Origin of the sequence: Streptomyces albiflavescens, from assembly GCF_014645835.1 — a bacterium.
Classification (GTDB): domain Bacteria; phylum Actinomycetota; class Actinomycetes; order Streptomycetales; family Streptomycetaceae; genus Streptomyces; species Streptomyces albiflavescens.
Genome location: NZ_BMMM01000010.1, coordinates 16,536 through 31,287, shown reverse-complemented (window position 1 = coordinate 31,287; position 14,752 = coordinate 16,536). Strand labels below are relative to the sequence as shown.

Below are 14,752 nucleotides of genomic sequence, written 5' to 3'. Positions count from 1 at the left end.
GCTAGTAAAACTACTTAAACTTACTTGACGCCCGGCTAGTTGCGAGGCTAGTTTCCCTGAGTGTAGTCAACTTGCCGGTCGGCAAGTAAGTAGTCGGCCCGGCGGCAGTACCTAGGGGAGTGGGAACGATGGCGGACAACACCGAAACGGTCGCACAGACCGACAAACAGCCAACGGAGCAGACCGACCAACAGCCACGCAGCGTACGCGTCGTGCTGCTCGCGCTCATGATCGCGATGCTCCTGGCGATGCTCGACAACATGATCGTAGGCACGGCGATGCCGACGATCGTCGGCGAACTGGGCGGCCTCGAACACCTGTCCTGGGTGGTCACGGCGTATACGCTCGCCACCGCCGCCTCCACCCCGATCTGGGGCAAGCTCGGCGACATGTACGGGCGCAAGGGCGCCTTCATGACCTCGATCGTGCTCTTCCTGATCGGCTCAGCGCTGAGCGGCATGGCCCAGGACATGGGCCAGCTCATCGGGTTCCGCGCCATTCAGGGCCTGGGCGCCGGTGGTCTGATGGTCGGCGTCATGGCGATCATCGGCGACCTGATTCCGCCGCGGGAGCGAGGCAAGTACCAGGGCATGATGGCCGGCGTGATGGCGTTCGCCATGATCCTCGGCCCGCTGGTCGGCGGCACGATCACCGACCACTGGGGCTGGCGCTGGTCCTTCTACATCAACCTGCCCCTCGGCGTCGTAGCGCTCCTCGCGGTCAGCGCCGTACTGCACCTGCCGAAGAAGCGGGTCGAGGCGAAGATCGACTACCTCGGCGCGGGACTGCTGGCTCTCGGTATCTCGGCCATCGTGCTGGTCACCACCTGGGGCGGTTCCGAGTACGCCTGGGGCTCCGCCCGCATCATGGAGCTGATCGGGATCGGCGTCGCCGCGCTCGTGGGATTCGTCTTCTGGCAGACCAAGGCCGCCGCGCCGGTCGTGCCGCTGCACATCTTCAAGAGCCGCAACTTCACCCTGATGTCGATCATCGGCTTCATCACCGGCTTCGTGATGTTCGGCGCGGTGCTCTTCCTGCCGCTGTACCAGCAGTCCGTGCAGGGCGCGTCCGCCACCAACTCCGGGCTGCTGCTCCTGCCGATGCTCGGCGCGATGCTCGCCGTCTCGATGGTCGCGGGGCGGGTCACCACCAACAGCGGCCGCTACAAGGTCTTTCCGCTCGTCGGCAGTGTGCTGATGATCGTGGGGCTGTTCCTGCTCGCGCAGATGGACACCGAGACGACGCGGCTGATGTCCGGGCTGTACATGGCGGTGCTCGGTGCGGGCATGGGCTGCCTGATGCAGATCACCATGCTGGTCGCGCAGAACAGCGTCGAGATGAAGGACATGGGCGTCGCGTCCTCGTCGACCACCCTGTTCCGGACGCTGGGGTCCTCCTTCGGTGTCGCCATCATGGGCGCGCTGTTCAACCACCGGGTGCAGGACGTCATGGCCGAGCGGGCCGGGGCGCTCGGGTCCAAGGTGACCGAGCAGTCCGCGCAGCTCGACGCGGCCAGCCTGGCGAAGCTGCCGGCCGCGGCCCGGGAGGCCTACCAGCACGCGGTGTCCTCCGGTACGCACTCCGCGTTCCTGCTCGGGTCCGTGGTGGCTGTGGTCGCGCTGGTCGCGGCGGTGTTCGTGAAGGAGGTTCCGCTGAAGGGGGCGGGGCCGGCCGCGCCGAAGCCTGCGGGCGATGTGGCGTCCATGGAAACCGTGGCTGAGGCGGTCTGACCGCTCTTGCTCCGAAGGCCCCCGGCGTTGTCCGCCCCGGGGGCCTTCTTCATGGGCGGGTGTACGGGGCTGGGGGCGGATTCATGGGCGGGTGTATGGGGCTGGGGGCGGACAGGCTTCGCTCCCTCCGCCCGCTGCCCGGCCCGTATCCGGGGGCTCTGCCTCCGGACCTCCCGAATCTCCCTTCGCGCTCGTCCTCGAAGGCCGGACGAGCTCAGAGATCTCCGGTCGAGGCCGACTGTCAGTCCCTCGTGCCACCATCTGAACCGTGGACAAAATGCGGCAGCTGCGGCTCGCCAAGGACGCGATGGACCGCGACTGGGCGGAGCCCGGGCTCGATCTCGACGCGGTGGCCGCGCATGCCGGTTACTCGCGCTATCACTTCATACGGGCCTTCAAGGCGGCGTACGGCGAGACGCCGGGCCAGTATCTGACCCACCGTCGTATCGACCGGGCCGAAGACCTGCTGCGCACCGCGAACCTCTCGGTGACCGAGATCTGCAACCTGGTCGGCTTCAGCAGCCTCGGTACGTTCTCGGCGCGCTTCAAGGCATGGACCGGGCTGACTCCGAGCGAGTACCGGGCACAGCACGTGGGGCGGGGGACCGCACTCATACCGGGGTGCTACGCGATGCTCTGGGCCGGCGGCTTCCGGCCGGGGCCCGGTGCGCGAGAGCGCAATTCCGAAGAAGCACCCTGAGCCCGTCGCTGCCTACCGTGGCAGGGCAAGTCAAGGACGACCACCCGCACCGCTGGGAGCACACCATGATCAAGGGACTCGCCATTTCGACCGTCTGGGTCCTCGACCAGGACCGGGCCAAGGAGTTCTACACCGAGAAGCTCGGCCTCGAAGTCCGTACGGACATGACGATGGGCGACGGCGGCATGCGCTGGATCACCGTCGGTGCCGCGAACCAGCCCGACGTCGAGCTGACGCTCATGGTGCCCGGACCGCCCGCGATGGACCCCGAGTCCGCCGAGATGATGAAGAAGCTCGTGGCCAAGGGTGTGCTCGGCGCGGGCGCGCTGACCACCGACGACATCCAGGGGGACTACAAGAAGCTCAAGGACCGTGGTGTGGAGTTCCTGCAGGAGCCGCAGGAGCGCCCGTACGGGACGGAAGCGGTGTTCCGCGACGATTCCGGGAACTGGTTCTCGTTCAACCAGCCGCGAGAGGGTGGGCTCGATCTGGAGAAGGACTGGGGCTGCTGACCCCCTTCCGATCTGCGGGCGGGTGCTAACACGCAGGTCGCGCGCCCGTCAACCTCTGTTGTCCAGGATGGTCCGCCCCCCTCTGGCCGCCCAGAATTCAGGCATCGACCACAAGAAAGTGCCTCAGGGCTTCCAGGGGGAACAGCACATGCGCGTGAACAAGAAGGTCGCGGCCACGGCTTCGGCATTGATGATGACCACCGGACTGCTGGCCATGGCCGGCTCCAGCACCGCCAGCGCCGCGGACGGCTGCAACAACAACAACGGCAGGACCGTCCAGGAAGTGATCGGGGCGCGCGGCCAGGGCATCGAGCTGCGGGTGAACGGGGCCGGGGACGGCACCTGCGCCTGGGGCCGGATCGTCGTCGGCGCCGTCGGGATGCACGTCTGGGTCGACCGCAGCAGCGACGGCGGGCGCACCTGGGAGCCGCAGCTGGGCTGGCGGGAGATCGAGAGCGGCGGCAGCGTCTGGACCGAGGCCTGGCGCGACCGCAACGGCCAGCTGATGCGGGCCTGCGGCGACTCGGGCTACAACACGACGATCCACTGCACCAAGTGGTACTAGGACGGCGGCGGTTCGCTGCACCAAGTGGTACGAGGACGACGGCGATCCACCGCTCCCCGTAGTACTGGGACGGACGGCGATCCACCGCTCCCAGTAGTACTGGGACGGGTACCGGGGACGGAGGGCGATCCACCGCTCCCAGTACCGGCACGTGGCGCAGCGTCGGGCCTCCGGGCCTCCGGGCCTCCGGGCCCCTCGGGCTCCCGAGTCCTCCTGACCGGGCCTCCTGATCGGGCTCGCATGCGTAAGGGGCGTGGCCGGAATTCTCCGGCCACGCCCCTTACGCGTCAGCGCGTTACGCGTCAGCGCGCTACTTCCCGGACGCCGGCAGCATCGGATAGCTACCCGTGTTCGTCGGCGCGTGCTCCGGCAGCCACAGCACCGCGACCGCGCCCTCGGCGGGTACGTCGTCCGGTGCGCCCGCCGGGCGTACGTTGCGGAAGGTCAGCCGGGCACCCAGCACCCGGGCCTGGCCCGCGGCGATGGTCAGGCCCAGGCCGTGGCCGTGGCCCGCGCGGTCGCTGCTGCCCGTGCGGAAGCGGCTCGGGCCCTCGGCGAGGAGCGCCTCGGGGAAGCCGGGACCGTGGTCGCGGACGCGGATGACGCGGCCCTCGACGGTGACCTCGATCGGCGGCTTGCCGTGCCGGGAGGCGTTCGCGAGGAGGTTGAACAGAACGCGCTCCAGACGCCTCGGGTCCGTCGTGACCTCCGACTCGTGCACCACGCGCACATCGACGTCCGCGTCCTTGACGGCCACGCGGCGCGACACGAACTCGCCGAGCATGATGTCCTGCAGTTCGGCCCGCTCGGACGCACCGTCGAGCCGGGCGACCTCCAGGACGTCCTCGACGAGGGTGCGCATGGCCTGCGCCCGGTCCCGGACGAGCTCGGTGGGACGGCCGGGCGGCAGGAGCTCGGCCGCCGTCAGCAACCCGGTCACCGGCGTACGCAGCTCGTGCGCGATGTCCGCGGTCACCCGGCGCTCCGCCTCGATGCGCTGCTGGAGTGCGTCCGCCATGGCGTCCACGGCGCGCGCGAGGTCGTCGGTCTCGTCACGCACGACACCGCCGATCGCCTCCCGTACCCGTACGTCGGTCTCGCCCTTGGCGACCTGGTTCGCGGCGGACGCGGCCTTGCGCAGCCGGCGCGACAGCTGGCCGCCGATGAGCACGCCCAGCGCGCTCCCGCCGAAGACGACCGCGATGGAGCCGATGATGAGCGCCTGGTCGAGGTCCTTCATGACGTCCGCGTTGCGGTCCGTGAACCGCTCGTGCCAGGACAGCACCCTGCCGTCCCTGAGCGGTACGGCGGCCCAGATGTCGGGCACCCCGTGCGGGCCGTCGGACACATAGGTGGCCCGCCGCCCCTCCGTGACCTTCGCCAGCAGGTCCGCCGGTATGGCGGGGTCGTCGATCTTGGCCCCGAAGGGCGGCGGCCGGCCGGGCCCGTACATGCGCTGGGCGAGCTGGATGCGCTCGTCCGCCAGGTCGCGCGAGTTGTCGAGCATCGACACGCGCGCCGCGTTGTGCACGACCAGGCTCAGTGCGATCGCGACCAGGGCGCCGACCAGGGCGATGGCCGTGCTGAGCTTCCACCGGATGCCGGTGCGGATGCTCACGCCGTCACTGGTGTCCCTGTTCAGGCCGATGCCCGCACCGCCGCCACCCGGACGCTGAAAAATCCCCCGCATACTCCCGCTCAGGCCTTCAACTTGTAGCCGAAGCCGCGGACCGTCTCGATCCGGTCCTGGCCGATCTTCGTGCGCAGCCGCTGCACATGGACGTCGACGACCCGGGTGTCTCCGCCCCAGCCGTAGTCCCACACACGTTCGAGCAGCTTGTCACGGCTGAGCACCGTGCCCGGCGCGGACGAGAACTCCAGGAGCAGCCGCATCTCGGTGGGCGTGAGTGCCACCGGCACACCGCCCTTGAGCACCTCCATGCCCTCGGTGTCGATCTCCAGGTCGCCGAAGGCGAGCACCCCGCCGTCGACGGACGCGGAGCCCTCGGTGGCCTGGGCGCCGCCGTTGGCGTGTCCGAAGCGGCGCAGCACGGCACGGATGCGGGCGACCAGGACGGCGCCGTCGAAGGGCTTGGTCACGTAGTCGTCGGCGCCCGCCTCCAGGCCGAGCACGACATCGATCGAGTCGGCGCGCGCGGACAGCATGATCACGGGGACGGTCGACTCGTCGCGGATACGGCGGCACAGCGAGACACCGTCGAGTCCGGGCACCATGACATCCAGCAGGGCGATGTCGGGGCGGTCGGCGCGGAACGCCTCCAGGCCGGACAGTCCGTCGGGCATCGCGGTGACCGCGAAGCCGTCGCGCTCCAGGGCGAGCTGCGTGGCCTCGCGGATGACGTCGTCGTCCTCGACGAACAGGACATGGGTCTGCTCTGCCATCCGGCTGCTCCGTGTGCTCTCAGTTCGCGGGGGCGGGGGTGTCGGTGCCGCCCACCGCGTTGCTGTAGTCGTTGTGGATCCGGGAATGTTCGACGAAGCGGGTCGCGGACCAGCCGTAGGTGATCACTTCTTCGCTGGAGGGATACGACACCGGGTCGCCCTTCTTGTACAGCTGCTGGGTGACCACCAGATCGCCCCGGTCGATCTCGGCGTAGACCGGAGGCTCCTCGGCCGCGAAGACATTCTCGTATTTGTTGCCTTCCTCGCGATACACATAGGAGCCGACGCCGACCGCATCGCCGCAGGTCATCACGTTGACCACGACATCGTCCAAAGTGCCGCCGGTCAGATTCCCGTAGGACACGTCGACCGGATACTCATCGCCGACGCACGGCTTCAGATCGCGCTTGACCGACGCGCTGACCTGCGGGTCGTCCTTGACGAGCTGGACCGCGTCCACCCGCTTGGCCACCCTGCCGGTCGAGGCGGAGGCGGAGGCGGAGGCGGTGGGCGTGGCGGCGCCCTTGGCCACCGCCTCACTGCCCGCCGGACCCTCGTCGCGGGCGCCCGTACCGCCCGTGGCGCAGGCGGTCAAGAAAAGGCCGAGGGCGGTGAGCCCGGCCGCTGCCGTACTCCCCGCCGTCAGGACCTCCCTGGCCCGAGTTCCTAGGCCGCGCAACGCTCCCGCTCCTCACTCGGTTCGAGCGCGCGGACGCCGCGCTCCTGGTAGTCCCGGCTCTCCAGCTCCTCGCGGAGCCGGGCCAGCGCCCGGTGCAGCGTGCTCTTGACCGTTCCGGCCGACATGCCAAGCGCGGCGGCCGTCTCCTCCGTGGACATCTGCTCCCAGTGTCGCAGCACCACGACACTGCGCTGTTTCGGAGCCAGCACCTTCATGATGTCCATCAGCAGCGCGCGGTCCGCGTGCTGCTCGGTGGAGTCGTCGACGGACGCGTCCGGAAGCTGCTCCGTCGGGACCTCCTCCAGCTTCCGGGCCCGCCACCACTCGGTGCGCGTATTGATCATCACGCGGCGCAGGTACGCGTCGGCCAGCCGCTTGTCCGCGATGCCGTCCCAGCGGCCGTACGTCCGTACGAGCGCGGTCTGCAGCAGGTCCTGGGCGTCGACCGGGTCGGGGACCAGGCGGCGGGCACTGCGCAGCAGCGCGTCCTGCCGAGTGCGGACGTACTCTTCGAATTCGAGCACCTCGCCGTGCGCCATGATCAACCGCCTCCATCCCCGTTTCCGACCCGCCTGCTGCCGGTTGTCCGTTGCCTCTGTGCCGCACTGTGTGCGGTACGGAGATGAAGCTACGGAGGCGTTGTCACGGGGTTGTCCGAGCCAGCCTGCGGCAAGCAATCGGCTGTCCGTCGGTTGTGTAACGGATGTAGGTGCGGGGTAAGGCGAGGCGGTTGTACGTCCTGTTTGATCCGCTTTTGCTCCGCGGATCGTCTCCACTGCTATGTCAACGGCAGCCGATACAGACCGCCCTGGAGCGGTTCCACGAGTCCGTCGGCGACGAGACCGTCGAGCGCGCGGGCCCGTTGTACCGGTTCGTGCCATACGCGATCCAGGGCGGTCTGCGGAACGGGCGTGACCGCCTCCCTGAGGACGGCGAGGAGCTTCCCGCGAACCTGTCGGTCCGTGCCCGCGTACGTCTGTCCGCGCCTCGGCGGACCCTTGTGCTCCGGCTTGCCCGCCAGCCGCCACGCGCACTGCGCGGCGATCGGGCAGCGGTCGCAGGTCTCGTTCTTCGCCGTGCAGACGAGCGCGCCGAGTTCCATGGACGCGGCGGCCCAGCGGGAGGCCGTGCGCTCGCTCTCGGGGAGCAGCGCGCGGGCGAGCTTGCGTTCGGCGGCGGTGGTGGCGTTCGGCGGGTACTGCACGCCGGTGACGGCGCGCGCGAAGACCCTTCTGACATTCGTGTCGAGCACGGCGTGCCGCTGTCCGTACGCGAACGACGCCACCGCCGCGGCCGTGTACTCCCCGATCCCGGGCAGCGCGAGCAGCTGGGCGTGCGCCGTGGGTACGTCGCCGCCGTGCCGCTCCGTTATGGCCACCGCCGCGCCGTGCAGGCGCAGCGCGCGCCGGGGGTAGCCGAGCCGGCCCCAGGCGCGGACGGCCTCGCCCGGCGCTTCCTTCGCCAGGTCGGCGGGGCGGGGCCAGCGGGCCAGCCACTGCTCGTACACGGGCAGGACGCGGTTCACCGGGGTCTGCTGCAGCATGAACTCGCTGACCATCACTCCCCAGGGGCCGGCGTCCGGGCGCCGCCACGGAAGGTCGCGGGCATGCTCCTCGAACCAGGCGATGACGGGGGTGTGCAGGGGCTCGCCGGGGGCGTTTTGGGTGGGCTTGGTGGGTGCAGTCATGGCGTAGTCGATCCTGCCATGCGGGGGTTGGGGGTGCGCGCTCGACGCCGGGTACGGGCGGGGTGGTTTTTCGCCCTCTTCCTCCGCATCCGTCCCGTGACCAAGGCCCTGGGGTTCCAGGAGCGCCCCGTCAGGGGCGCGGGGAACTGCGTGACAAGCCCCCACCCACCCGCGCCCGAAGAACAACCGAGGGGGCCCTGCGGCGCGGCCCCGGTGAAGGCACGGGTAGGGGCGGAGGGGGCGAACAACCCCCTGGCGTCGGGATGATGATCCGGAAAAGTTGAAGTCGGGGCGGCGGGTGGGGCAAGCGCCGGGGCGGATCTCTCGTACAGTTTGCGCCGTGGGATCTCTGCGCAATCCGGTCGGGCCGCTTCCCTCCACCATCTACTGGCGTCGGAGGGCCGTTCTGCTGTCTGTGGTCGCCCTGTTGGCGCTGCTCGTCGTGTGGGTGGTCGGCTCCGGCGGAGGGGGCGGCAAGAACAACGCCGATGACTCCAAGGGCAAGAATCCCGCGCCCTCGATCACTCCGGGCCCTTCCGGCTCCGGCCCCGCGATCAGCCAACACCCGGGCGGCCGCGACGAGTCGAGCGGCAGCGACAGCAGCGGCGGAAGCGGCGGAAGCGGAACCGGGGACGGGTCGGGATCCGATTCCGGGGGTTCCAGCGGCAGCGGCGGCGCGTCCAGTGGTGGGTCCGACGACGGGGCCAACGGCGGTGGAGCGGCGGGGGAGCAGGTTCCCGCCGGGTCCAGTCTCCCCAACTGCGCTGCCGACGCGGTCAAGTTGACCCTGCGCAGCGTGCACAACACGTACGCCCCCGACGCGAAGCCCACGTTCGAGCTCATCGCCAAGAACTCCTCCGGCAGCGCCTGCAAGGTCGATCTCGGCCCGAAGAACACCGTGCTGACGATCACTCAGGCGGGCAGCGACAGCGACATCTGGTCCTCGGACGACTGCCCGAAGAGCGTCGGCAGCCTCCTCTTCCGCGTACCGGCCGAGGGGCAGGTGACCTACACGGTGGAGTGGGACCGCAAGGGCAGTGCCCCCGAGTGCGCCACGCCTCCGGCCGGTTCGGCGTCCGCCGGTACGTACTTGGTGGAGGCGAAGGCGCCGGGGCTGACGAAGGCCCAGACGTCGTTCGTACTGTCCAAGGACTGAGGGCTGCGGGGCTGGGGGCGCCGAGTTAAGGGGCTGAGGGCTGCGGGGCCGAGAGCGCCGAGTTAAGGGGCTGAGCGCCGTAGGACCGCGGGCGCTGAGCAAGGGGTTGAGCGCCGTAGGGCCGAGGGCGCCGGGCAAAGGGTTGAGTGCCGTAGGGCCGAGGGCGCCGGGCAAAGGGTTGGGTGCCGCAGGGCCGCGGGCGCTGAGGGGGGCGCTGAAGGGCGGCGAGGGCTCGCGCCCCCGGCCGCCCCGTCACCGGCTCAGACGTACCGCTCCAGAATCGACGACTCCGCCAGCCGCGACAGCCCCTCGCGGACACTGCGCGCCCGCGCCTCGCCCACCCCGTCGACCGTCTGCAGGTCGTCCACGCTCGCGGCGAGCAGCTTCTGCAGCCCGCCGAAGTGCTCCACGAGCCGGTCGATGATCGCCCCGGGCAGTCGGGGCACCTTGGCGAGCAGGCGGAACCCGCGCGGGGAGACGGCCGAGTCGAGGGCCTCGGGGGAGCCCGTGTAACCCAACGCCCTTGCCACGGTGGGGAGTTCGAGGAGCTCCGCGTGGCTGAGCGCGTCCAGCTCGGACAGTGCCTCGTCGACCGTGCGGGAGCGCTTGGCGGTCGGCTCGGGCACATAGTCACGGACCACGAGTTCCCGCTCGGGCTCGACGCCTGCGATCAACTCGTCCAGCTGGAGGGCGAGAAGGCGCCCGTCGGTGCCCAGTTCGACCACATACTCGGCGATCTCGGTGGCGATGCGCCGCACCATCTCCAGGCGCTGGGCGACCGCCGAGACGTCCCGGACGGTGACCAGGTCCTCGATCTCCAGCGCCGACAGCGTCCCCGCGACCTCGTCGAGGCGGAGCTTGTAGCGCTCCAGGGTCGCGAGGGCCTGGTTGGCACGGGAGAGGATCGCGGCGGAGTCCTCCAGGACGCGGCGCTGACCGTCCACGTACAGGGCGATCAGGCGCATCGACTGGGACACGGACACCACCGGGAAGCCGACCTGCTTGCTCACCCGGTCCGCGGTGCGGTGCCGCGTGCCCGTCTCCTCCGTCGGGATCGTCGGGTCGGGCACCAGCTGCACGCCCGCCCGCAGGATCTTGGTGATGTCCTTGTCGAGCACGATGCCGCCGTCGAGCTTGCACAGCTCACGCAGGCGGGTCGCGGTGAACTCGACGTCCAGGACGAATCCGCCCGTACACATCGCTTCGACGGTCTTGTCGGAGCCGAGCACGATGAGTCCGCCCGTGTTGCCGCGGAGAATCCGCTCAAGCCCGTCGCGCAGCGCCGTGCCGGGTGCCACGGCGCTCAGTGAGGCGCGCATCAGGCCATCGGCACCGGGGCTCCCACCGGACTTTCCGGGAGCTGCTGCCCGGTCGTTGGCTGCCACTGCACTCCTCCGGTCGCAGGTTTCCGGTCGCCCTCGGTTCGTACGGACGGGCGAGACCAGGGCAAAGTCTACCGGCGGTCCTCGTCCTCCCGTGGGGCCTCTCTCCGACGGGAGCGCGGAAGGACTCGCAGCGCGTCGCCCATGTCGGCGACTTCCAGGACCTTCATACCGGGCGGGATCTTGCCCGGGTCGGTCGGTACGAGGGCGTGCGTGAAGCCCAGACGGTGCGCCTCGGCCAGCCTGCGCTGGACGCCCGTGACCCGTCTGACCTCGCCCGCGAGCCCCACTTCGCCGATCGCGACGAGGTTCTTGGGGAGTGGGGTGTCACTCGCCGCGGACGCGAGGGCGAGCGCGATCGCGAGGTCCGCCGCGGGCTCGGAGAGCTTCACGCCGCCGACCGTCGCGGAATAGATGTCCCGCTTTCCGAGGGCGCTGATCCGGCCCCGCTGCTCCAGGACGGCGAGCATCATCGAGACGCGGGAGGTCTCCAGGCCGGATGTGGTGCGGCGGGGGGAGGGGATCTGCGAGTCGACGGTGAGGGCCTGGACTTCGGCGACCAGTGGGCGGCGGCCTTCCAGCGTCACGGTCAGGCAGGTGCCGGGGACCGGCTCGGCACGGCGGGTCAGGAACAGGCCGCTCGGGTCGGCCAGGCCTGTGATGCCCTCGTCGTGCAGCTCGAAGCAGCCGACCTCGTCCGTCGTCCCGTACCGGTTCTTGACCCCTCGTACGAGCCTGAGGCGTGCGTGCCGGTCGCCCTCGAAGTGCAGAACGACGTCCACCAGGTGTTCGAGGAGCCGTGGGCCCGCGATCGCGCCGTCCTTTGTGACATGGCCCACGAGGAGCGTGGACATGCCGCGCTCCTTGGACGCGCGGATCAGTGCGCCCGCCACTTCGCGGACCTGCGCCATGCCACCGGGTGCGCCGTCGATCTCCGGGGAGGCCACCGTCTGGACCGAGTCCAGGATCAGCAGAGACGGCTTCACCGCGTCCAGGTGGCCGAGGACGGCGGCCAGATCGGTCTCCGCGGCAAGATAGAGGTGGTCGTCGATCGCCTTGATGCGGTCGGCTCGGAGCCGGACCTGGCTCGCCGACTCCTCACCCGTCACGTACAACGTGCGGTGCTCGTCGCTCGCCGCTTTCGCCGCCACGTCGAGGAGGAGCGTGGACTTGCCGACGCCGGGCTCGCCCGCGAGCAGGACGACCGCGCCGGGGACCAGCCCGCCGCCCAGGACGCGGTCCAGCTCGGGCACGCCGGTCGTGCGCGCCGTGGCCTGGCGGCCGTCGACCTGGCCGATGGGCACCGCGGACGTGGTGACGCGGCCGGGCGTCGTGGTCCGCACCGCGGGGGCGCCGTACTCCTCGACCGTGCCCCATGCCTGGCACTCGGGGCAGCGGCCGAGCCACTTGGCCGTCTGCCAGCCGCACTCCGTGCAGCGGTAGGACGGTCGGTCCTTCGCGGTTTTCGTACGGGCAGCCATGCACGGAACCGTAGCCGAGGGCACTGACAGTGCGGAGCCACGCCTGTGAGGCCGCTCTTCGAGGGTCGCTCCGGGGGAGCCGCTCCGGGGGAGCCGCTCCGGAAGTGCAGGGCCCGGGGCTGTCGCGGCTGTGTCCAGCGGCTGTGTCCATGCGTGCAGCCAGGAGCGGCACGCATGGACACGGCGGCCACAGTGGTGCGACCCCGGGCGACTCGATCCCGTCGGCGACGAGGCGGACGACGTCGGGTCGCGGGGCCATGCCCTGGAGGCTCCGGTGGGGGCGGAACTCATCGCGGCGGCCGGGCCCTCGGCAAGCCCCGCGCGATCGTGTCCGGCAGGCCATCTGCCATGGCCTGCCATCGCCGCCCGTAATGGTCTGGGCCACGGAATCGGAGGTTCGTGTCCCCTTATGAGGGATCGTTTCACCCGTACGGATTAAATGTGCTCAAGGGGGAAGAAGGGGCCACCCCTGGGCGCCTACGGTCGCACAGGTGATGAGCAGCAGTACGGAGACCTCCACGCACACCACCGGCGCACACCGGGCGCACGGAGACGCGCGCAAGCGGGCCACCGCGCCCCGTGGCGCGCACACCCGCACCATGGCTCAGCGCCCTCCCGCGCGCTACGAGCCCTATCTGGACGGCTTGTTCACCTACTGCCTGTCCGTGCTGTGCGACCACGACGCGGCCACCGCCGCCCTCGGGGACGCCCTCGCGCTGGCCGAGCGACGGAGCCCGCGCGGCCCCGAGTCCGCGGACGACCGCAGGGCCTGGCTGTACGCGCTGGCCCGCTGGTCCTGTCTGCGCAAACTCACCGAGGCCCGGCGCAGGCACCAGGCGGCGCACGCCTCCGGCAGGCGTGCGACCCGCAAGAGCGACCCCAAAGGTGCCTCCAAAGGCGCCTCCAAAGGTGCCTCCAAAGGCGCCTCCAAAGGTGCCTCCAAACACGCTCACAACGGCGCCGCCGACCGGCGTGCGGCGGAGGCGCTGAGCGCCTCCGTCTCCGAAGAAACCCAGGCGCAACGCCGACGCGAACTCGCCCTGCTGGCCTGGCCGGAGGCCGCCGGCACCACCCCCGAGCAGCGCGAGGCGCTCGAACTCGCCGTGCGCCACCAGCTCGCCGGTCACGAGGTCGCCGCCGTCCTCGGCATGGACCTGGTCCTCGCGCGCGAGCTGCTCGCCTCCGCCGCCTGCGAGGTCGAACGCACCCGCGCCGCGCTCGCCGTCGTAGAGACCGGCAGCTGCCCGAGCGTCGCCCGCCTCACCGGCGACAACCAGCTCGTCCTGAGCTCCGCCCTGCGCCGTGAGCTGGTCCGGCACGTCGACGACTGCCCGCGCTGCCGCCGCACCGCCGAGCGCGCGGTCCCCGGAGCCTGGCCCGGCACCAGCGTCACGCCCGCCGCGCTCCCCGTCCTGGAGGCCCCGCGCACCGCCCTGCACGTCGCGATGACGCATGCCCCCCGCGCGCGGGGCAGTGCTCCGCGCTTCGACCGGCGCGGTTTCCCGATGGACCCCAAGGACCACGCCGCGCGCAGGGACCGGTTCCGCGCACGTGCCGTCACGACAACCGTCGTCGCCACCGTCATCGCCGCACCCGTGCTCGCCCTCTGGGCGGCCTACCGCGGCGCACCCCTCACCGGCGAGGGCACCGACGACCGCCCGGTCACCGCGAGCGAGGCGCACAGCCCCGACGGCATCAACAGCGAGCAGGCGGGCGGCTACGAGAACGCCGGCAACGCCAGCACGAAACCCGATGCCCGCTTCACCAAGGGCAGCCGCTCGCCCGACGTCTCCGTGGAGGTCGTCAGCACCCCCGGAAGCACCTCGGAACCGGGCGCCGGACACCTCTCCGTGGCGGCGGGCAACAGCGGCGACACGACCCTCGTCAGGCTGACCGCGTCCGGCAGTTCACCCGTGCACTGGGACGCGCACACCGGAGCCTCCTGGCTCTACCTGAGCCAGTCCTCGGGAACCCTCGAACCCGGCGAGTCGTTGACGATCAAGGTGTACGTCGATCATCTTCGCGAGCCGGTGGGCCCCTGGAGCGCACGACTCTCGATCGCACCGGCGGGCGCCGTCGTCACGATCGACGGGTACGGGAACGCGGGCCCGTCCGACCCGGGCAGCCACGACCCCGGCGGCCACGGCCCCGACCCGACCCCCTCCGACCCCGACCCCACCCCGAGCGACCCGACACCGACGCCCAGCGACCCGACACCGACGCCCAGCGATCCGACCCCGTCCGACCCCCAGCCCACCCCCACGGACTCGGCCCCCTCCGAGCCGGGCGGTTCGACGCCACCGCCCAGCGGCAGCGGCGACCCGAGCCCGTCCTCGTAGCGCCGACAAAGCGTCGCAGAGCGGTGGACCGGGCAGCGCCGGCAGGGACCGTGTCGGCCGGTGGACCGTGTCGGCCGGAAAAGGGTGGACCGTGTCGGCCGGAAGATGTGGGACCAGG

Annotated in this window: 13 protein-coding genes; 6 read left to right on the top strand and 7 right to left on the bottom strand. The window is 70.8% G+C overall.

Features of this window, described 5'->3' with window-relative positions:
• The first annotated feature begins 128 nt into the window (after positions 1-128).
• The 4 genes from IEY95_RS25775 to IEY95_RS25760 all read left to right on the top strand — a co-directional run bounded on the left by IEY95_RS25775 (position 129) and on the right by IEY95_RS25760 (position 3,507).
• Complete coding sequence (locus IEY95_RS25775; RefSeq protein WP_189188517.1) at positions 129-1,730, top strand: MDR family MFS transporter; 1,602 nt, start codon at positions 129-131, stop codon at positions 1,728-1,730.
• A gap of 277 nt (positions 1,731-2,007) precedes the next feature.
• On the top strand, positions 2,008-2,430 hold the full coding sequence (locus IEY95_RS25770) for a helix-turn-helix transcriptional regulator (RefSeq protein WP_189188778.1): 423 nt from the start codon (positions 2,008-2,010) through the stop codon (positions 2,428-2,430).
• A 65-nt stretch (positions 2,431-2,495) separates the two neighbouring features.
• A complete protein-coding gene (locus IEY95_RS25765) occupies positions 2,496-2,942 on the top strand; it encodes a VOC family protein (RefSeq protein WP_189188777.1) in 447 nt (148 codons plus the stop codon).
• Positions 2,943-3,090: 148 nt separating this feature from the next.
• Positions 3,091-3,507 carry a glycosyl hydrolase gene (locus IEY95_RS25760; RefSeq protein WP_189188516.1) on the top strand — a complete coding sequence of 139 codons (417 nt, stop codon included), beginning with the start codon at positions 3,091-3,093 and terminating at the stop codon, positions 3,505-3,507.
• 310 nt (positions 3,508-3,817) lie between these two features.
• Here the strand turns inward: IEY95_RS25760 and cseC are convergent, their stop codons facing one another.
• From cseC to IEY95_RS25735, 5 genes are all read right to left on the bottom strand, one after another.
• Positions 3,818-5,197, bottom strand: coding sequence for a two-component system sensor histidine kinase CseC (cseC, locus tag IEY95_RS25755; protein ID WP_373294545.1), 1,380 nt, complete (start codon positions 5,195-5,197; stop codon positions 3,818-3,820).
• An 8-nt stretch (positions 5,198-5,205) separates the two neighbouring features.
• Positions 5,206-5,910 (bottom strand): two-component system response regulator CseB, encoded by a 705-nt coding sequence (gene cseB, locus IEY95_RS25750; protein ID WP_189188515.1) that lies wholly within the window; start codon positions 5,908-5,910, stop codon positions 5,206-5,208.
• A gap of 19 nt (positions 5,911-5,929) precedes the next feature.
• On the bottom strand, positions 5,930-6,589 hold the full coding sequence (locus IEY95_RS25745) for a hypothetical protein (RefSeq protein WP_189188514.1): 660 nt from the start codon (positions 6,587-6,589) through the stop codon (positions 5,930-5,932).
• Complete coding sequence (locus IEY95_RS25740) at positions 6,577-7,128, bottom strand: SigE family RNA polymerase sigma factor (protein WP_189188513.1); 552 nt, start codon at positions 7,126-7,128, stop codon at positions 6,577-6,579. The genes IEY95_RS25745 and IEY95_RS25740 overlap by 13 nt, the downstream gene beginning before the upstream one ends.
• Before the next feature lie 239 nt (positions 7,129-7,367).
• On the bottom strand, positions 7,368-8,276 hold the full coding sequence (locus IEY95_RS25735; protein ID WP_189188512.1) for an HhH-GPD family protein: 909 nt from the start codon (positions 8,274-8,276) through the stop codon (positions 7,368-7,370).
• Positions 8,277-8,616: 340 nt separating this feature from the next.
• Between IEY95_RS25735 and IEY95_RS25730 the strand changes: the two genes are divergently transcribed.
• Positions 8,617-9,432 (top strand): hypothetical protein, encoded by an 816-nt coding sequence (locus tag IEY95_RS25730; protein WP_189188511.1) that lies wholly within the window; start codon positions 8,617-8,619, stop codon positions 9,430-9,432.
• Between the two features lie 260 nt (positions 9,433-9,692).
• Here the strand turns inward: IEY95_RS25730 and disA are convergent, their stop codons facing one another.
• Together disA and radA are read right to left on the bottom strand one after the other, a co-directional pair.
• Complete coding sequence (gene disA / locus IEY95_RS25725; RefSeq protein WP_189188510.1) at positions 9,693-10,817, bottom strand: DNA integrity scanning diadenylate cyclase DisA; 1,125 nt, start codon at positions 10,815-10,817, stop codon at positions 9,693-9,695.
• A gap of 68 nt (positions 10,818-10,885) precedes the next feature.
• Entirely contained in the window at positions 10,886-12,295 is a 1,410-nt protein-coding gene (radA, locus tag IEY95_RS25720) for a DNA repair protein RadA (RefSeq protein WP_189188509.1), read from the bottom strand.
• Between the two features lie 491 nt (positions 12,296-12,786).
• Here radA and IEY95_RS25715 point away from each other — a divergent pair, with 491 nt between their 5' ends.
• A complete protein-coding gene (locus IEY95_RS25715; protein WP_189188508.1) occupies positions 12,787-14,634 on the top strand; it encodes a BACON domain-containing protein in 1,848 nt (615 codons plus the stop codon).
• Positions 14,635-14,752 lie beyond the last annotated feature (118 nt).